Annotated in this window: 12 protein-coding genes and 2 pseudogenes; 6 read left to right on the top strand and 8 right to left on the bottom strand. The window is 68.2% G+C overall.

Annotated elements, in window-relative coordinates; all coding sequences use genetic code 11:
• Positions 1–87: 87 nt before the first annotated feature.
• Positions 88–1,260 (bottom strand): acyl-CoA dehydrogenase family protein, encoded by a 1,173-nt coding sequence (locus OG422_RS29735; protein ID WP_143941883.1) that lies wholly within the window; start codon positions 1,258–1,260, stop codon positions 88–90.
• A gap of 340 nt (positions 1,261–1,600) precedes the next feature.
• Between OG422_RS29735 and OG422_RS29730 the strand changes: the two genes are divergently transcribed.
• From OG422_RS29730 to OG422_RS29720, 3 genes are all read left to right on the top strand, one after another.
• A complete protein-coding gene (locus OG422_RS29730) occupies positions 1,601–2,884 on the top strand; it encodes a glycoside hydrolase family 18 protein (protein ID WP_405747333.1) in 1,284 nt (427 codons plus the stop codon).
• Positions 2,885–3,295: 411 nt separating this feature from the next.
• Complete coding sequence (locus OG422_RS29725) at positions 3,296–4,552, top strand: GAF domain-containing protein (RefSeq protein WP_405747332.1); 1,257 nt, start codon at positions 3,296–3,298, stop codon at positions 4,550–4,552.
• A 238-nt stretch (positions 4,553–4,790) separates the two neighbouring features.
• Entirely contained in the window at positions 4,791–6,314 is a 1,524-nt protein-coding gene (locus OG422_RS29720) for an aldehyde dehydrogenase family protein (protein ID WP_405747330.1), read from the top strand.
• 161 nt (positions 6,315–6,475) lie between these two features.
• Here OG422_RS29720 and OG422_RS29715 read toward each other — a convergent pair whose 3' ends face one another.
• The 3 genes from OG422_RS29715 to OG422_RS29705 form a co-directional block, all read right to left on the bottom strand.
• A complete protein-coding gene (locus tag OG422_RS29715; protein WP_405747328.1) occupies positions 6,476–7,864 on the bottom strand; it encodes a tyrosine-type recombinase/integrase in 1,389 nt (462 codons plus the stop codon).
• A complete protein-coding gene (locus tag OG422_RS29710; RefSeq protein ID WP_143941878.1) occupies positions 7,861–8,058 on the bottom strand; it encodes an AlpA family transcriptional regulator in 198 nt (65 codons plus the stop codon). Before OG422_RS29710 ends, OG422_RS29715 begins: the two co-directional genes overlap by 4 nt.
• A gap of 442 nt (positions 8,059–8,500) precedes the next feature.
• Positions 8,501–8,818 (bottom strand): MarR family transcriptional regulator, encoded by a 318-nt coding sequence (locus OG422_RS29705; protein WP_405747326.1) that lies wholly within the window; start codon positions 8,816–8,818, stop codon positions 8,501–8,503.
• A 956-nt stretch (positions 8,819–9,774) separates the two neighbouring features.
• On the opposite strand from OG422_RS29705, the gene OG422_RS29700 reads away from it, so the two are divergent.
• Both OG422_RS29700 and OG422_RS29695 read left to right on the top strand, forming a co-directional pair.
• Complete coding sequence (locus OG422_RS29700; protein WP_405747324.1) at positions 9,775–10,155, top strand: hypothetical protein; 381 nt, start codon at positions 9,775–9,777, stop codon at positions 10,153–10,155.
• 57 nt (positions 10,156–10,212) lie between these two features.
• Positions 10,213–11,414 (top strand): IS3 family transposase gene (locus tag OG422_RS29695; RefSeq protein ID WP_405747323.1). Its coding sequence is split into 2 segments (ribosomal slippage): positions 10,213–10,498 and positions 10,498–11,414, totalling 1,203 coding nucleotides; the frame shifts between segments, so codons are not numbered across the junction.
• 218 nt (positions 11,415–11,632) lie between these two features.
• Here OG422_RS29695 and OG422_RS29690 read toward each other — a convergent pair.
• Together OG422_RS29690 and OG422_RS29685 are read right to left on the bottom strand one after the other, a co-directional pair.
• The gene (locus OG422_RS29690; RefSeq protein WP_405747321.1) at positions 11,633–12,385 is read right to left on the bottom strand and encodes a tyrosine-type recombinase/integrase; all 753 of its coding nucleotides are present in this window, start codon (positions 12,383–12,385) and stop codon (positions 11,633–11,635) included.
• Between the two features lie 224 nt (positions 12,386–12,609).
• Positions 12,610–13,397: pseudogene (locus OG422_RS29685) on the bottom strand (IS5 family transposase); the annotation flags it as partial.
• Between the two features lie 229 nt (positions 13,398–13,626).
• Here OG422_RS29685 and OG422_RS29680 point away from each other — a divergent pair.
• Positions 13,627–14,409, top strand: coding sequence for a transposase family protein (locus OG422_RS29680; protein WP_405747319.1), 783 nt, complete (start codon positions 13,627–13,629; stop codon positions 14,407–14,409).
• A gap of 112 nt (positions 14,410–14,521) precedes the next feature.
• On the opposite strand, the pseudogene OG422_RS29675 reads toward OG422_RS29680, so the two are convergent.
• Both OG422_RS29675 and OG422_RS29670 read right to left on the bottom strand, forming a co-directional pair.
• Positions 14,522–14,887: pseudogene (locus OG422_RS29675) on the bottom strand (transposase); the annotation flags it as partial.
• Positions 14,888–15,372: 485 nt separating this feature from the next.
• Positions 15,373–15,981 (bottom strand): YdeI family protein, encoded by a 609-nt coding sequence (locus tag OG422_RS29670; protein WP_405748055.1) that lies wholly within the window; start codon positions 15,979–15,981, stop codon positions 15,373–15,375.
• Positions 15,982–16,005 lie beyond the last annotated feature (24 nt).

The following is a 16,005-nucleotide window of genomic DNA, read 5'->3' as shown; positions in this document are numbered from 1 at the left end:
GTACGGAAAAGGCCCGCCCTTTCGGGCGGGCCTTTCCTGATGGTCGAACCGGCGTGGGGCAGGGCGAGTTCGCCGTCCCTGGGCGGCTCAGTGGGATTCGGGTCCGGCGAGGTGGCGGGCGATGACCATCCGCTGGATCTGGTTGGTGCCCTCGACGATCTGCAGGACCTTCGCCTCGCGCATGTAGCGCTCGGCGGGGAAGTCCTGGGTGTAGCCGTAGCCGCCCAGGAGTTGGACGGCGTCGGTGGTCACCCGCATCGCGCTGTCGGTGCAGAAGAGCTTGGCCATCGCCGCCTCCTTGGAGAACGGCAGGCCCGCATCGCGCAGCCGGGCCGCGGCGAGGTAGAGCGCGCGGCCCGCCTCGATCTGGGTGGCCATGTCGGCGAGCAGGAAGCGCAGGCCCTGGAAGTCGGCGATGGGACGGCCGAACTGCCGCCGCTCCGCGGTGTATCCGAGCGCGGTGTCCAGGGCCGCCTGGGCGACACCGATGGCGCAGGCGGCGATGCCGAGGCGGCCGGAATCCAGGGCGGAGAGCGCGATGGTGAAGCCCTGGCCCTCGTCGCCGAGGCGGCGGTCGTCGCCGATCCGTACGCCGTCGAAGTGCAGCTGGGCGGTGGGCGAGCCCTTCATGCCCATCTTGCGTTCGGGTGCGGCGGCGGAGAGGCCCTCGGCGTCGCCGGGGACGAGGAAGGCGGTGATGCCGCGGGCGCCGTTGTCGCCTGTGCGGGCGAGAACGGTGTAGAAGTCGGCGACGCCGCCGTGGGTGATCCACGCCTTGGTGCCGTTGAGGATCCAGCCGTCGCCGTCGCGGACGGCGCGGGTGGTCAGGGAGGCGGCGTCGGAGCCCGACGAGGGCTCGGAGAGGCAGTAGGCGCCGAGGAGTCCGCCGCCGAGCATGGCCGGGAGATGGGCGGCGCGCTGCTCCTTGGTGCCGAATCCGGCGAGGGCATGACAGGCAAGGGTGTGGACGCTGACGCCGAGGCCGACGGTGAGGCGGGCGGCCGCCAGCTCCTCCAGGACCTGGAGGTAGACCTCGTAGGGCTGCTCGCCGCCGCCGAACTCCTCGGCGTACGGCAGGGAGAGCAGGCCGGATTCGGAGAGCAGGGTGAAGGTCGCGCGCGGGAAGCGTCCGGCTTCCTCTTCCTCGGCGGCGCTCGGGGCGATCTCCCGCTCGGCGAGATCCCTGACGAGCGTCAACAGATCGCGGGCTTCCTCGGTGGGCAGACTGCGGTCCACCGGGCGGGGGCCGTACTCGGTCATGGCGGCGCTCTCCTCCGTCTCGGGCGCTGGCGGCTCCGCGCGCGTGGGGTGGGCGGCGGTGCCGTCTTCCGGGTGCCCAGCCGATGATTGCCTTCCGGGTCTCGGAACACGATGACCTGCGACTGTGGCGCTAGGAGTATGCCCGATCGGCGGCCTGGCGTCACGGGTTGACGAATAGGGGATGATCTTTGCGGATGCAGATGAACTCGCGGCGAAATTGGTCCGAACCATTGACGCACTGGTCTAGTCCATCTAGCTTCTCCCCCAACGCCCCACGCGTTTGGGACCGTTCGGAACGCAGGTCGGGTCCCATCCCTCGTCCCCCCTCCGAGGAGAAGACATGCTCAGACCGCACCGTGGACGATCACGCCGAGCCCTCGCCGTCACCACCACCCTGTGTACGGTGGCGCTCTCCGGCTCCCTGCTCGCGGGCCAGGCGCTCGCCGTTCCGTCCGGCGCCCCCGCCGCGCACCCGGCGGCCGCCACGGCGAAGGCGGCGGCGAAGCCCGCCACCGCGGCGGGCGACAAGGTCGTCGGATACTTCACTAACTGGGGTGTCTACGACCGGAATTACCATGTCAAGAACATCGAGGCGTCCGGCTCCGCCGACAAGCTGACGCACATCAACTACGCCTTCGGCAACGTCACCGGCGGCAAGTGCGCCATCGGTGACTCCTACGCCGACTACGACAAGGCGTACACCGCCGACCAGAGCGTCGACGGCAAGGCCGACACCTGGGACGACGGCGCGCTGCGCGGCAACTTCAACCAGCTGCGCAAGCTGAAGAAGCTGCACCCCGACCTCAAGGTGGTCTGGTCGTTCGGCGGCTGGACCTGGTCCGGCGGCTTCGGTGAGGCGGCCAAGAACCCGGCGGCGTTCGCCAAGTCCTGCCACGACATGGTCGAGGACCCCCGGTGGGCCGATGTCTTCGACGGCATCGACATCGACTGGGAGTACCCCAACGACTGCGGCCTGACCTGCGACACCAGCGGGAAGGACGCCTTCGCCAACGTGATGAAGGCGCTGCGCGAGGAGTTCGGGAAGGACGAGCTGGTGACCGCGGCCATCAGCGCGGACGCCTCCGACGGCGGCAAGCTCGACAAGACCGACTACGCCGCTGCCGCCCAGTACGTCGACTGGTACAACCCGATGACGTACGACTACTTCGGCGCGTGGGACGACAAGGGGCCGACCGCCCCGCACTCCCCGCTGACCGGGTACGACGGCATCCCGAAGGCCGGGTTCAACACGACCGACACCACCGCCAAGCTGAAGAAGCTCGGTGTTCCGGCGGACAAGCTGCTGCTGGGCATCGGGTTCTACGGCCGCGGCTGGCAGGGCGTGACCGACGACAAGCCGGGCGGCACCGCGACCGGCGCCGCCCCGGGCAAGTACGAGGCGGGGATCGACGACTACAAGGTCCTCAAGGAGCGGTGCCCGGCCACCGGCAAGGTCGCCGGTACCGCGTACGCCAAGTGCGGTGACCAGTGGTGGAGTTACGACACCCCGGAGACCATCGCCGGGAAGATGGCCTTCAAGAACGAGCAGGGCATGGGCGGCACGTTCTTCTGGGAGCTGAGCGGTGACACCCCCGACGGCGAACTGATCAAGGCGATCAAGTAACCACCTCGCCGGGGAGCGTACGAGGGCGGGAGGCTGCGGCCTCCCGCCCTTCGCGTGGGTGCGCGCCCCCGGTCAGCCGGCCGGCGGCGCCGGGCGGTCCGGTTCGTGTTCCGCGATCAGGCGCAGGGGGTCCCCCAGCCCGCGGACCAGCAGTGCGCAGACCGTTAGCCGTCGGCGGTGTGGCGTACACGGCCGTAGGGCGGCAGGTCGCGGGCGGCCGTGAATTTGAATTTTCGGCAGCCTGCCAGGAACGTCATGTTCGGGGGGCGGGAGTGCGCCGGGGGCGGTCACCGCGGCCCGTACCCCCGGGGCCCGCGCCGGGCACCGTTCTCCCCCGCACGGGGGTTTACGGCGCCGCCGCATTCCCGGACGATCGGCGTACGGGGCAGCGCCGCACCGGAGAGGTGGTACGTGGTCAATCCTTGGCTGGCGTTGGAGGCGGGCGCGGATCCCGCGGCACGGATCGCCTCCCTGCGGCGGGCGCACGAGACGTTCCTCGCGGGCGGGCCGGTGGCGCCGCCGGTGCGCCCGGTGGTCGCCGACTCCTGGCGGCGCTCGGCCGACGCCCGCGCGGCACCCGACGGCACTGTCCCGGTGGAGCTGGACGGCGAGGCGCTGCGCGCCCACCGCGACGGCCATCCGCTGGCCCGCGCGCTGCCCGTCTTCCGGGAACTCCTGGGCGCCATCGCGCAGGACGGGGCGCATCTGCTGGCGGTCTGCGACGCGCAGGGCCGGATGCTGTGGGTCGAGGGCCACCCGGGCGTGCGACGGCGCGCGGAGAGCATGAACTTCGTGGTCGGGGCGCGCTGGGACGAGCAGCACGCCGGGACCAACGCCCCCGGCACCGCGCTCGCCGCCGACCACGCCGTACAGATCTTCGCGGCGGAGCACTACAACCGGCGGGTACAGCGCTGGACGTGCGCCGCGGCGCCGCTGCACGACCGGCGCACCGGGCGGCTGCTGGGCGCGGTCGACATCACCGGCGGCGACCATCTCGCCCACCCCCACAGCCTCGCCCTCGTCCAGGCCACCGCCCGCGCCGCCGAGGCGCATCTCGCCGCGTACACGCCGGAACCCTGCACATTCCTCACCGCGCTGGGCCGCGACGAAGCGCTGCTGGTGGTGGACGGCCGACGGCTGCGGCTGGGGCGGCGGCACAGCGAGATCATGGTGCTGCTCGCCCACCACCCCGACGGCCTGACGGGTGATCAGCTGGCGTTGCTGCTGTACGGCGAACGGGAGGTGCGCCCGGTGACGCTACGGGCCGAACTCTCCCGGTTGCGGCACCTCGTCGGTCCGCTGCTCGCCTCCCGCCCGTACCGGCTGCGGAGCCCCGTCGACACCGACGCCGCCACGGTCGACACCGCCCTGACGACCGGCGGCCCGTCGGCGGCGCTCGACGGTTACCCGGGCCCGCTGCTCCCGCTCTCCGACGCCCCGGGCGTACGCCGGCTGCGGGACGCCCTGGAGGCGCGTCTACGGCGCTCCCTGCTGACCTGCGGCGATCCGGAGCCGCTGCGGCAGTGGACCTGTACGCCCTGGGGCGAGGACGACCTGGAGGTCTGGGAGGCACTGGCCAACGCTCTGCCCCCGCACGCCCCGGGGCACGTACGGGCCCGGGGCGCGGTGCGGCGGCTGCGGGAGGTGTACGGGGTGGCGGGGCGATAGGGCGGGAGGCGCGCATCGGGCGGGTGCCCGGCGGACGGGGCGCGGCCGGGCGGCGGCGCCCGCCGAGTGCGGGCCGCCCCGCCGGACACGGCGCGGGACCACCGTGGCAAGCGGCCCGTGGCCGCAGTCGTCCCCCCCCGCCCGCAACGTTGCGGCAACCTCCCCCGCCCTACCGTGCGCGCACCGTCCTCCGCAGGGAAGCGGAGGGCACCGCGCCGAGCGATTGAGAGGCCGTGCCATGGCCCGCTTTGCCCACCCTGGTTCCGTCGATGCCGTGATGTCCTATCGGAGCCGGTACGACCACTGGATCGGCGGCGAGTACGTCGCGCCCGCGCTGGGCCGGTACTTCGAGAACCCGACGCCGGTGAACGGCCAGCCCTTCACCGAGGTGGCGCGCGGCACCGCCGAGGACGTCGAACGCGCCTTGGACGCGGCGCACGCGGCGGCCCCCGGCTGGGCCCGTACCGCGCCCGCCGAACGTGCCGTGATCCTCAACCGGATCGCGGACCGGATGGAGGCCCACCTCCAGGAGCTGGCCGTCGCCGAGAGCTGGGAGAACGGCAAGCCGGTCCGGGAGACGCTGGCCGCCGACATCCCGCTGGCCATCGACCACTTCCGCTACTTCGCCGGTGCGGTACGCGCCCAGGAGGGCACTCTCTCCGAGATCGACGCGGACACCGTCGCGTACCACTTCCACGAACCGCTGGGGGTCGTCGCGCAGATCATCCCGTGGAACTTCCCGATCCTGATGGCGACCTGGAAGCTGGCGCCCGCGCTCGCGGCGGGCAACGCCGTGGTCCTCAAGCCCGCCGAGCAGACGCCCGCCTCGGTGCACTTCCTGATGAGCCTGATCGCGGACCTGCTGCCGCCGGGCGTAGTCAACATCGTCAACGGCTTCGGCGCAGAGGCGGGCAAACCGCTGGCGTCCAGCCCCCGGGTGGCGAAGGTGGCGTTCACCGGCGAGACCACGACCGGCCGCCTGATCATGCAGTACGCCTCGGAGAACCTGCGTCCGGTCACCCTCGAACTGGGCGGCAAGAGCCCCAACATCTTCTTCGACGACGTCTCGTCGCACGCGGACGACTTCCTCGACAAGGCGCTGGAGGGCTTCACGATGTTCGCCCTCAACCAGGGCGAGGTCTGCACCTGCCCCTCCCGCGCCCTGATCCAGCGCGGCCACTACCAGGACTTCCTCGCGGCGGGTGTGGCCCGCACCGAGAAGATCGTCCAGGGCCACCCGCTCGACACCGACACCATGGTCGGCGCGCAGGCGTCCAACGACCAACTGGAGAAGATCCTCTCCTACCTGGACATCGGCCGTCAGGAGGGCGCCCGCGTCCTCACCGGCGGCGCCCGCGCCGAACTCGGCGGCGAACTGGAGGGCGGCTACTACGTCCGCCCGACCATCTTCGAGGGCAACAACGCCATGCGCGTCTTCCAGGAGGAGATCTTCGGCCCGGTGGTGGCCGTCGCCCCCTTCGCCGACTTCGACGACGCCGTCACCCTGGCCAACGACACCCTCTACGGCCTCGGCGCCGGAGTCTGGACCCGCGACGGCTCCACCGCCTACCGCGCGGGCCGCGCCATCCAGGCAGGCAGGGTCTGGACCAACTGCTACCACGCCTACCCCGCCCACGCCGCCTTCGGCGGCTACAAGCAGTCCGGCATCGGCCGCGAGAACCACAAGATGATGCTGGACCACTACCAGCAGACGAAGAATCTGCTGGTGTCGTATTCGGCGAAGAAGCTCGGCTTCTTCTAGGCCCACGAAAAAAGGCGCCTGACCTGGGCTTTTACCCGTCAGGCGCCTTCCGCCTGGCCCGCTCAGAGCAAGGCCCGGTTTACGTCGTAACTCCCAGTTCCTCCCGCCACTGTCCCGCTCCTGACCAGCTCTTCCGGTCTATTTCCGGTCCAAGTCCCGGCTCACCCCGCAGCTGCCCCTCCTCGGCTGACGCGGTCCCACTCCTGCATGGACTGCTCGATCAGACGGTTGGCCTGCTCCCGGACGCCGTCCAGGAACTTGGCGTAGTGGCGGAAGAGGACTTCAATGCTCTGGCCCGCGCGGCGAGCGCATTCGGCCGGGTCCACACCGGAGTACAGCCAGAACGAGATCCCGGCGTGCCGGAGGTCGTAGGGCCGCTTGGCCAGGCCGGAGGCAAGCTCCGTCCGGGTCAGGACATACTTCCGTGCCCGCGCCCACGTTGTGCCATACGCGGAAGCGTCCACGTAGTTGCCGGCCTCGTTCCGGAACAGTCGGCCGTCCGGCGCCACGCCGAACCGTTCGATGTGTGCACGGAGGATGCGCACGAACTGCGGCGGGATGGGCACAGGCCGGGTCGCGGTAGCCGCACGGCGCTTGAGCGAGTGCACCTCGTGCACTGCACCGTCGTTCGTCCACTCCTTGCCTGCGGTGACGACGCCGCCCGACAGGTTGAGCATCCCCCATCCGGTCTCGGGCAGGTGGCACTGTTCGAGCCGGAGGTGGATGACCTCCGCCGGCCGCATGGCCGCGTAGTAGATGCAGCCGAAGAACGCCTCAAGGTGAGGGCCTCGCCCGCGCTGCTGGGCAACCGCCGCGAGCAGTCGGACAACCTGAGCAGGATTGGGAACGGCAGCCGGGTCCACCTCCTCGTTGACCGCCGGAGCATTCCACCTGAGCCCGTTGAGTGGGTTCTCCGCGAAGTACCCCTTTTCGACTGCGGTGTTGAGAACCTCGTTGAACGCGGCCCTCTTACGCCGCGCCGTCTTGGCCGCAGCTGCCTTCCCATCCAACTTGCGGCACAGGGCGTCCAGCGCCCTTCGCAGCACAACAGCTTCCGCGAGAGCGCTGACGGGCAGGGAGTTCCGCCTTATCCAGTCGAGCGCCTTCCGCCATTCCTCGGTCGGCTCCTGGTCCCACGCGTTCTTGTTGAACGCCCACGAGTACAAGGCGCGCCGCAGCACCCGCGGCTCCGGATAAGTTGCGCCGGGGTGCACCAGGGCAGGCGTGATGGTGGCGAAAGCGTCGGCCAGGGTACGGCGGGTGTTCCCCGGCGTGCGATCCCACCGCTGATCGAGGTATTCGTGGGCGAGGTCGTACCACGTCGTCCGCTGCTTGATTGCTCGCAGCTCGGACGCCGGCAGGCCGGTGTGCTCATCGAACGGCTCACCATCGCGCGCCATCGTCATCAGCTTCGCGCGCCTGCTCTCAGCGAGCCCAGCAGTGCTGAACGATTCCGATTTTTCACGCCCATTGACTGTCCACCGCACCTGGAAACGGTTACGCCGGCCAGGGCGCTCGCGTATGTCCCAGAAGCGGACGTGGTAACTCATCGCCAAGTGTCGGAATCCCTCTCACATGCGTCCCACCAGGCGTCCAGGTCAGCGCGTCGGCACCGGAGTTCACCATTGGGCAACTTGACCATGCGGGGCGCTTGCCCGCGAGCGCGCATTCGGTAAAACGCCGACGAACTCATACGGATTTCCGCCAGAACCTCGGCGAGTTTCAGCGCCGGAGGACGAGCCATGCAGTATCACCTTCGAATTGAAAGACTTCATGCTGGAAATCCGGACGCATATCGATGCGCAGCACAGACTCATATTTCTGCACAGCCGCCCACTGTGGGGTGGACGACAAGGCGCGACCAGGCATCACGGGTCGACATAGCGTGGGATTTCCTCACGGCACACAGGCGAGCGGTCAGCGAGGAGACCTTGCGTAGCGAGCAGCCAGCCATAGCCATAGGCATGAAGGCGCGGACATTGATGTAGCAGCAGGTGGCAGCAGCCGCCCTATTACCTCCTCGCGAATGCGTGCGGCACCGCCTACTGCGTCCGCTACGGCTCCACCGCCAAGCACAGCCGAGTGCGAACACCATCAATGCTCTGGACAATCCCCGGTTTCGGTAACCGGGGATCGTCTGCTATGTATCGCGCTGCGCGACGAGACCTTGCCCATCACCCGCTGTATCAGCCGCGGTCAGGAGGCCAGCCGGTACGACCGGAGAGCGGGGGGGTTGCTCCGTCCGTGACGAGCACCAGCAGCCCGTCGTCGGTGAGTCGGTCGAGGTTGCGGGCCATGACGCGCTCGGAGGCGCCAACGGCTCGGGCGACGTGTCGGGGTGCGGCTCCGGGGTGCACCGCGACGTGCGCGAGGACCGCTCGATCGAGACGGTAGCCGCGTTGCACCAGGTCCTCGCCGAACAGCCCGGCCGCCCAGACACAGAGGCGCAGCGCTGCGGACAGGGCACCGTAGTCCTCTGTCTCCTGCGCGGTCCACGCATTCACAGCGCCAAGCGCCAAGCGGACGGGGGCAGTAAAGCGGACGGATCGGAGAGCGGGATTCGACAGGTGTACCTCCTTGGGACGGGCCTCGGCAGCGAGACAGAGCCGGACGGGGTAAGGGATGCCGTGGCGACCGGGCTGTCTGCCGGTCGCCCCGGAAGCGCACATCCCTTCGCTGACCTGGTGTTTTCCGGGACGTTGTACGTTGGCATGGTCCCGGAGAAGGTTCCAGTCCCTTGGGGCTCTTTCTCGTCTGCCGTGGGCGAATGCCCTTCCGACGCCACACGTCAGACGCGCGCCGCCCCGGACCTATCCGGTCGGGAGAAGCGTTGTGGCAGCGCCGTCACGAAACCAATCCCAGACGATCTGTCGACCGCAGTGCCAATCACCTCTCGGCGGGACAGTAGCGGTCGCGTGCTGCTGTCGCAGCGCACCTCAAGAGCTATGACATGGCCGACCGACCGACGCCCGTCGCGACAAGAATCCAGCACAGCGCTGACCACAAGGACCCACGCACCACCGACCGATACACCTGGCGGTGCTGAGCCCTCGACGCCGGCCCCGCATACGACGCGGCCCCGAGCCTCGCCGAACGGCTGGAAGCCCCCACCGCGTCCTGAGGGGTTCCAGTGGGTAGCCAACGATAACTACGATTGTCGTCGGTAATCTTGAGCCCTGCCGTCATCCGACCTGGTGGAGGGCCATTGAACGACCGATCCCCGCAGGAGCGCTGCCCCGCGCTGGAATTGCCGCACCTGACCTGGCATCAGTACGAAACTGAGTACCGACGCGTACTGGACAGCGAGCACGGGATTCCCCCTGTCCCGTGTGCCAACGCCCTGTCGGCGCGGTCCGCCACTTCTCCCGCAGCAACAGCCAGGCGCACCTCTCGCAGCGCGCCTCGCCTTCGAGCCTTGCGGCCACGAAGCGCTCCTCGGCTACCAGGAAAGGAGGACCACGTGACAACTCTCGTTCCGGCGAATGAGGTTGTGGACGCCGCCCTCGTCGACGACGAGGGCCTGGTGCCCTCCGTCGCCCCGACCGAGGGCCCACTCATCGACCACAACACCGTGCTCCGGCCGGGCGAGGAGATCCCAACCGAGGAGAAAGGTCCGCGATACACGGACCGGGACCTGTACGTCTCCGAGGAGACCGCCCGAGCACTGGACGAGGCGGGCGTCGACGAGTCCGGGCCGCGGGGATCGGCGATGCGCCGGTTCCGGGAGTGGTGTGCCGCGGAGGGGCGCGTCGCCGTCCCGTGCACGACAGCCACGTACACCGAGTACGGCCGGCACCTTATGAGCCGGAAGCTCAAGGTCACCACGATCCGCGGGCCTTGACCCTTGATCCTGGACACACGAGAGACTGGATCCTGAGGATCTGAGAATGGACATCTCGTGGTCATGAAGAACTATCCGCCGCAGTTCAAGGCGGACGCGGTCGCGCTGTACCAGTCGCGGCCCGAGGCGACGATCCGGCAGGTCGCCGCCGATCTGGGGATCAACCCCGAGACCCTGCGGAACTGGGTCCGAGCGGCCGGCGCGAGCCGGCCCCGGGGACGCCGGGCGGAGGTGCCGGCCGAGCCGCCGACTCCGCTGGAGGCGGAGAACGCCGCTCTGCGGAAGAAGGTCCGCGAGCTGGAGGAAGAGCGCGAGATCCTGCGGAAGGCGGCCAAGTATTTCGCCGGGGAGACGCGCTGGTGAACCGCTTCCAGTTCGTCGCCGACCACCAGCGCCGCTACGGCGTGAAGCGGCTGTGCACCATCCTCGGCGTCGCCCGATCCAGCTTCTACTACTGGCGTGCGACGGCCACCGACCGGGCCGCCCGGCAGGCGGCCGACGCCCGCCTCGCCGCCCGGATACGGGTCGCGCACCGCAAGTCTGACGGGACCTACGGCGTCCCCAGGATCACGGCCGAGCTCCGCGAGGCGGGCGAGCGCGTCAACCACAAGCGGATCGCGCGGGTGATGCGGGGTGCCGGTCTGGCGGGAGTGCGCCTGTGCCGCAGACATCGCACCACTGTTGCGGACCCGGCCGAGGCGAAGGCCCCGGACCTCATCGGCCGCGACTTCACGGCAAGCGAGTCGAACACGAAGTACGTCGGCGACATCACCTATCTCCCGCTGGACGGCGGGAAGTTCCTGTACCTGGCCACTGTCATCGACCTCGCCTCGCGCCGCCTGGCCGGCTGGGCGATCGCGGACCATATGCGCACCGACCTCGTCACCGACGCCCTGTCCGCCGCCGAACGGACCCGCGGCAGCCTCGCCGGGGCGGTTCTGCACACCGATCACGGAGCCCAGTACACCAGCCGGGCCTTCGCCGACGCCTGCCGCGAGGCCGGCGTCCGCCAGTCCATGAGCACGATCGGCTCCAGCGCGGACAACGCGCTCGCGGAGTCCTTCAACGCGACGTTCAAACGCGAGACGCTTCAGGGCCGAAAACACTGGCCCAGCGAACGCGAGGCCCGACTCGACGCGTTCCGCTGGCTCAACCGCTACAACACGCGACGCCGTCATTCCCGTCTCGGACAACGCAGTCCCATCGCCTACGAGACAGCACTCGACACGACATCAACTACCCTGACCCAAGCCGCATAGCCCGTGTCCAAGATTCCGGGTCAAGGCCCCTGCATAGATGCTGGTCAACCAACCCCACCCGCAACACTGCCCGTATCCCGGTACCAATGGAAGCCGCACAGGCACCGGATCGGCGTTCTTGCAGGTCATGACGGCAGTGGGCAGGCTGGGAGTCAGCAAACCGTCAGCATCAGTCGAGTCACCGTCCGGCCACTGAGGCTGGTCAGCGATCCCGCCTGCTACGCAGCCAAGTCGTGATCCAAGAGCTTGGCGGCTGCGGCGATCGAACCCGGCATCAGGTGCCGATAGGTGCGGTAGGTGATCTGGATGTTGCGGTGGCCCATCCATTCTGCGACATCCGTGATGGGGATGCCATGGCTCAGACAGTTCGAGGCGAAGAAGTGGCGGAAGCCGTACAAGGTCATACCCTGTGGGGCAGGGGTTTCTTTGAACAGGCTCCGCACGCGGCGCGCCTCCATAGAGAACGTGAAATATCCCGTTGGCCCGCGAAGCAGATATCCATCACTCGAAACACCATATTGTTCAACGAATCGCTCGATGGCTTCCTTAACCGACCTCGGGAGCGGAACCTCACGAAATTCCCCAACCCTTCGATGCTTCAGCGGAGCGGGCAAGTATGTGTTTTTATGTATTTGCTCCGTCACCCGATACACATCGTCGGCAACAATGTTGTTGATATTTACTGCGCGAGCCTCACCATTTCTCAATCCACACCCATACATCATCCTCACGTGCATGGCCAACTGATGATCGGCCGCCTCGGCAGCCTCTCTTATGTACTCGATTGTGGGTATTACAGCCCGACCGGGTATGTACTTCGGTGGTATGACACCGAGTGTAGGATCCGCCGCGATCGCCCCCTTACGGAAGGCGTCCGTCAGGATTGCGTGAAGAACGCCATAAACATTCCTCTGCATCCCAAGCTTCACCTCGTTACGCTCCATGGTTGCTATGAAGCGCTCCAGGACCATCGGAGTGAACGTAGCCATTTTCCTGGAAGACAGCTCCGGGTATACATGCACTTTCAGGTACGTTGCGTGAGCCGGGGCTGTAGCGTAGTCGACGATGTCACGCCGCCGACTACGCCAATCTTCTGCATACTCCTTAAAAGTCATCCGTCCGAGCTCAGCCCTGGCCTCAGCAATAGCAATGGGCGTATTGCGCTTGCTATTGTAGATCTCTGTTAGAGGATGTCTCACGTGGTGAGCTTCGCAAGTCTCTTGTAGCAGGTCAGGGCTGCGGCGAGGCCGAGGAAGGCGAGGAAGTGGCTGCCCTTTCGTTCGTACCGGACGGTGAGGCGGCGGTAGCCGAAGAGCCAGGAGATCGACCGCTCGATCTTCCAGCGGTGCCGGCCGAGCCGCTCGCCGGACTCGATACCGGGCCGGGCGATCCGTGGGATGAGGTTCCGGCCCCGAAGCCAGCGGAGGTGTTCGGCGGAGTAATACGCCTTGTCCGCACGGATCTTCACCGGCCGTCTCCGGCGTGGGCCGCGCCGGGAACGTATGGCGGGGATGCCGAGGATCAGCGGCTTGAACGCCTGGCTGTCATGCAGGTTCGCACCGGACACCGCGACCGCCAAGGACAGACCCTGAGCCTCGGACAACACATGCAGTTTGCTGCCCTTCTTGCCACGATCGACCGGGTTCGGCCCAGTCAGCGAGCCCCCCTTTTCGCCCGCACCGACGCGGCATCGACGATCGCGGACGTCCAGTCCAGCTCACCCCTGGCACCAAGCTCGTCCAGCACCGCCCGGTGCAGCCTGCGCCACAGCCCGGCCCCGGTCCACGCGGTAAACCGACGGTGCGCGGTGGCCGGTGATACACCGAACGACTCCGGCAGATACCGCCACGCGCACCCACTCGTCAGCACGTACACCACAGCCGTGAACACCGCCCGCTCATCCACCGGAGCAGTACCTCCGCCCTGCGGACGGGACGTTATGGAGGGTGACGGGAAGGTTGGCCGACGGAGTCGTTCGGAGCCCCTTGATGGGCAGGCTAACGAGCTCGTGCATGGTTGGCGGTGGCTCGTCGGAACTTGATCGTTGATCATGGTCTGCGTGGTGGGCAACTGGGCACGTGCAGCGGTCATTCGAAGCCAGCGAATCACAGGGCTGACGCCCGACGTCATCGCTGAACTCGTCGCAGAGATCGGCCCGTTGTGGCACGAGCGTCACCAAGCGGTTCTCATCGCGCGCCCTCGACGTAGGGCCGTGGGTGCCGGAGCCAAGCACAAGTTGGTCTTCGTTGACCGGCTGCTGGCCACGCTCGTGCATCTCCGGCACGGCGCCACCCACGACGTACTGGCCTGCTGGTTCGGCGTCGACCGCTCCACGATCACACGTGCAGTCGGTGAAGTGCGACCGTTGCTGGCCGAACGCGGCTGCACCGTCGCGACAGGTCATCGGCTGCGCACCCTCGCCGACGTCATCGCCTACCTCGGTGCCGACGGACGCACCGGGATCATCGACGGGACCGAGGTGAGGGTGCGTCGTCCGGCCGCCGGGCGCAAGGACCGGGAGAAGTTCATCTCCGGGAAGAACAAGCAGAACGCCGTGAAGTCCATGGTCGTCACGGATGCCGACGGACGGCTGCTGTTCTGCAGCCCGGCTGAGCCGGCCAGCTGCGCGGACATCACTCACGCCCGCCAGTTGGGCCTGGTCAAGCTTCTGGCAGACGGCCCCGCCGTGGAGGTCCTCGCCGACGCCGGCTACCAGGGACTGGGCGCCCAGACCGGCGGCCGAGTGGTGACACCGCCGCACCGCAAGTTCAAGAAGAACCCGCCCGAGTGGTACGAGGAGATGCACGAGCGGCAGCGCAAGGCCCATTCTTCACGCCGCATCCGGGTCGAGCACGGGATCGGCCATATGAAGAACTGGCGATCCCTCGCCCGCCACCACGGCCGCCGCGAGCACATGAGCGACATCATCCAAGCCGTCGCCGGACTGCTCTCCCACCAGCAGGCCGTCACGACGGCGAGCGGTACACGAAGGTGAACACTACGGCCGCTCCGCGGCCTTCGACGCGCCACCGCCAACCATGCACGAGCTCGTAAGGGCTGTCCCGTAATCCCTGGCGGGCGCGCGACGACAGCTCCGGCACCTCGCCGCGTTGTCGGAACGTCCGGATACGCCCAGTATCCGGACGCCCCCCCTTTTTCGCCCGGATGTGTGAACCATCCACACACGCCCGGGACCAGTCGAGTTCGCCGGCCGCGTTTAGCTCCGCGAGCAGGATCCGGTGCAGCCGGTCGAAGACGCCGGCCTTCTGCCACCGGTCCAGACGCCGCCAGCACGTCTGACCCGAGCCGAACCCCAGCTCCAACGGCAGGAGTTGCCAGGCTATGTCGTTGTAGAGGACGAACAGGATGCCCTGGAGGCAGAGTCGGTCCGACACCGGCCTCGGCCCCGGCGACCGCTCCGGCCAGGGCGGCAGCAGCGGCTCGATCAGCGCCCACAAGTCGTCATCCACGATCCACGGCCGAGTAGTCACACCATCACGAACGGCCGAATCCTCACACCGGTCACGGCCAACCAGGACGATTCAGCAAGATCGTGTTACGAGCTCTAAGGAGTGTCCGATGGGTCGCCGCAACGCCGCAGAGACCCATCGGACACCCCTTGGAGTTGGGCGGCGCCCCGGCTTACCCAGTCGGGTGAACTGCTCCGGCGGGAACGCGCTGAACCGGTGCGTGGCACGCCTCTCGCAATCGATCGTCCGCCCATGCTGCCCGGCTGGCTGCCCTGTTGGCCAGAAGTCAAGCCGAGAGCGCCCAAGGACGCACACGAGGTTGTTCAACCCGCGAATTGAACATCAGGCACCAAGGCGCAAATCGGGGTCTTCGATCTTGAGCGGTGCGCCCGCTCAGGGCCTCTGACGTTTCGTTACGCTCAGCGAGGTCGCCTGGTGGCTGCTGCTGGGGCCGCAGGCGTGCCGGGGGTCGGGTCCCCTCTCCGTGACTACGGGTGCAGCTTCTCGCCCTTCGCCAGCATCGCTACGTACTTCTCGATCCGGCGCGCCCGGGTCTCGGCCTTCTTGGCATCCTGGATCCGGTACAGGATCGCGTAGCGGTTCTGCCGGTCCAGTGTCTCGAAGAGCTCCGCCGCGCCCGGGTCGGCGGTCAGGGCCGCCGCGAGGTCGTCCGGCACCGTGGCGGTCTTCGCACCGTCGTAGGCCGCCTCCCAGCGGCCGTCCGCCTTGGCGCGGTCGACCTCGGCCTGCCCCGGCGGACGCATCCGGCCCTGCTCGATCAGGGCGGCGACCCTGTCCCGGTTGACCTTGGACCACTTGCTGCGCGGCTTGCGCGGGGTGAACCGCTGGAGCCACCACTGGTCGTCGAACTTGGCCTTCTGGCCGTCGATCCAGCCGTAGCAGAGTGCCACGTCGAGCGCCTGGGCGTAGTCCAGCGCGACGATTCCGGGGCCCTTCCTACGAAGCTTGAGCCAGATGCCCGGCGAGACGGCGTGGTTCTCACCGAGCCATGCCTGGAATGCCTCGGCGGATTCGAATGCGACGATCTCCAAGTCCTGAGTCACCCCAGCAGCGAACCACACCCGGCCGATCGTCATGAGGCATTCGGGCACGGCCCTGGA

Source organism: Streptomyces sp. NBC_01525, assembly GCF_045040405.1.
Lineage (GTDB): Bacteria > Actinomycetota > Actinomycetes > Streptomycetales > Streptomycetaceae > Streptomyces > Streptomyces benahoarensis.
The sequence above is the reverse complement of the archived record's forward strand: the minus strand, read 5'-3'. Positions and strand labels throughout refer to the sequence as shown.

Bases quoted from the DNA above. Each gene is read 5' to 3' on its own strand.
- OG422_RS29710 (WP_143941878.1), bottom strand. From the start codon at position 8,058: ATGGCTCGTCCTCCGGCGCTGAAACTCGCCGAGGTTCTGGCGGAAATC.
- OG422_RS29730 (WP_405747333.1), top strand. From the start codon at position 1,601: ATGCTCAGACCGCACCGTGGACGATCACGCCGAGCCCTCGCCGTCACC.
- OG422_RS29670 (WP_405748055.1), bottom strand. From the start codon at position 15,981: ATGACGATCGGCCGGGTGTGGTTCGCTGCTGGGGTGACTCAGGACTTG.
- OG422_RS29720 (WP_405747330.1), top strand. From the start codon at position 4,791: ATGGCCCGCTTTGCCCACCCTGGTTCCGTCGATGCCGTGATGTCCTAT.
- OG422_RS29715 (WP_405747328.1), bottom strand. From the start codon at position 7,864: ATGAGTTACCACGTCCGCTTCTGGGACATACGCGAGCGCCCTGGCCGG.
- OG422_RS29690 (WP_405747321.1), bottom strand. From the start codon at position 12,385: ATGGTCCTGGAGCGCTTCATAGCAACCATGGAGCGTAACGAGGTGAAG.
- OG422_RS29735 (WP_143941883.1), bottom strand. From the start codon at position 1,260: ATGACCGAGTACGGCCCCCGCCCGGTGGACCGCAGTCTGCCCACCGAG.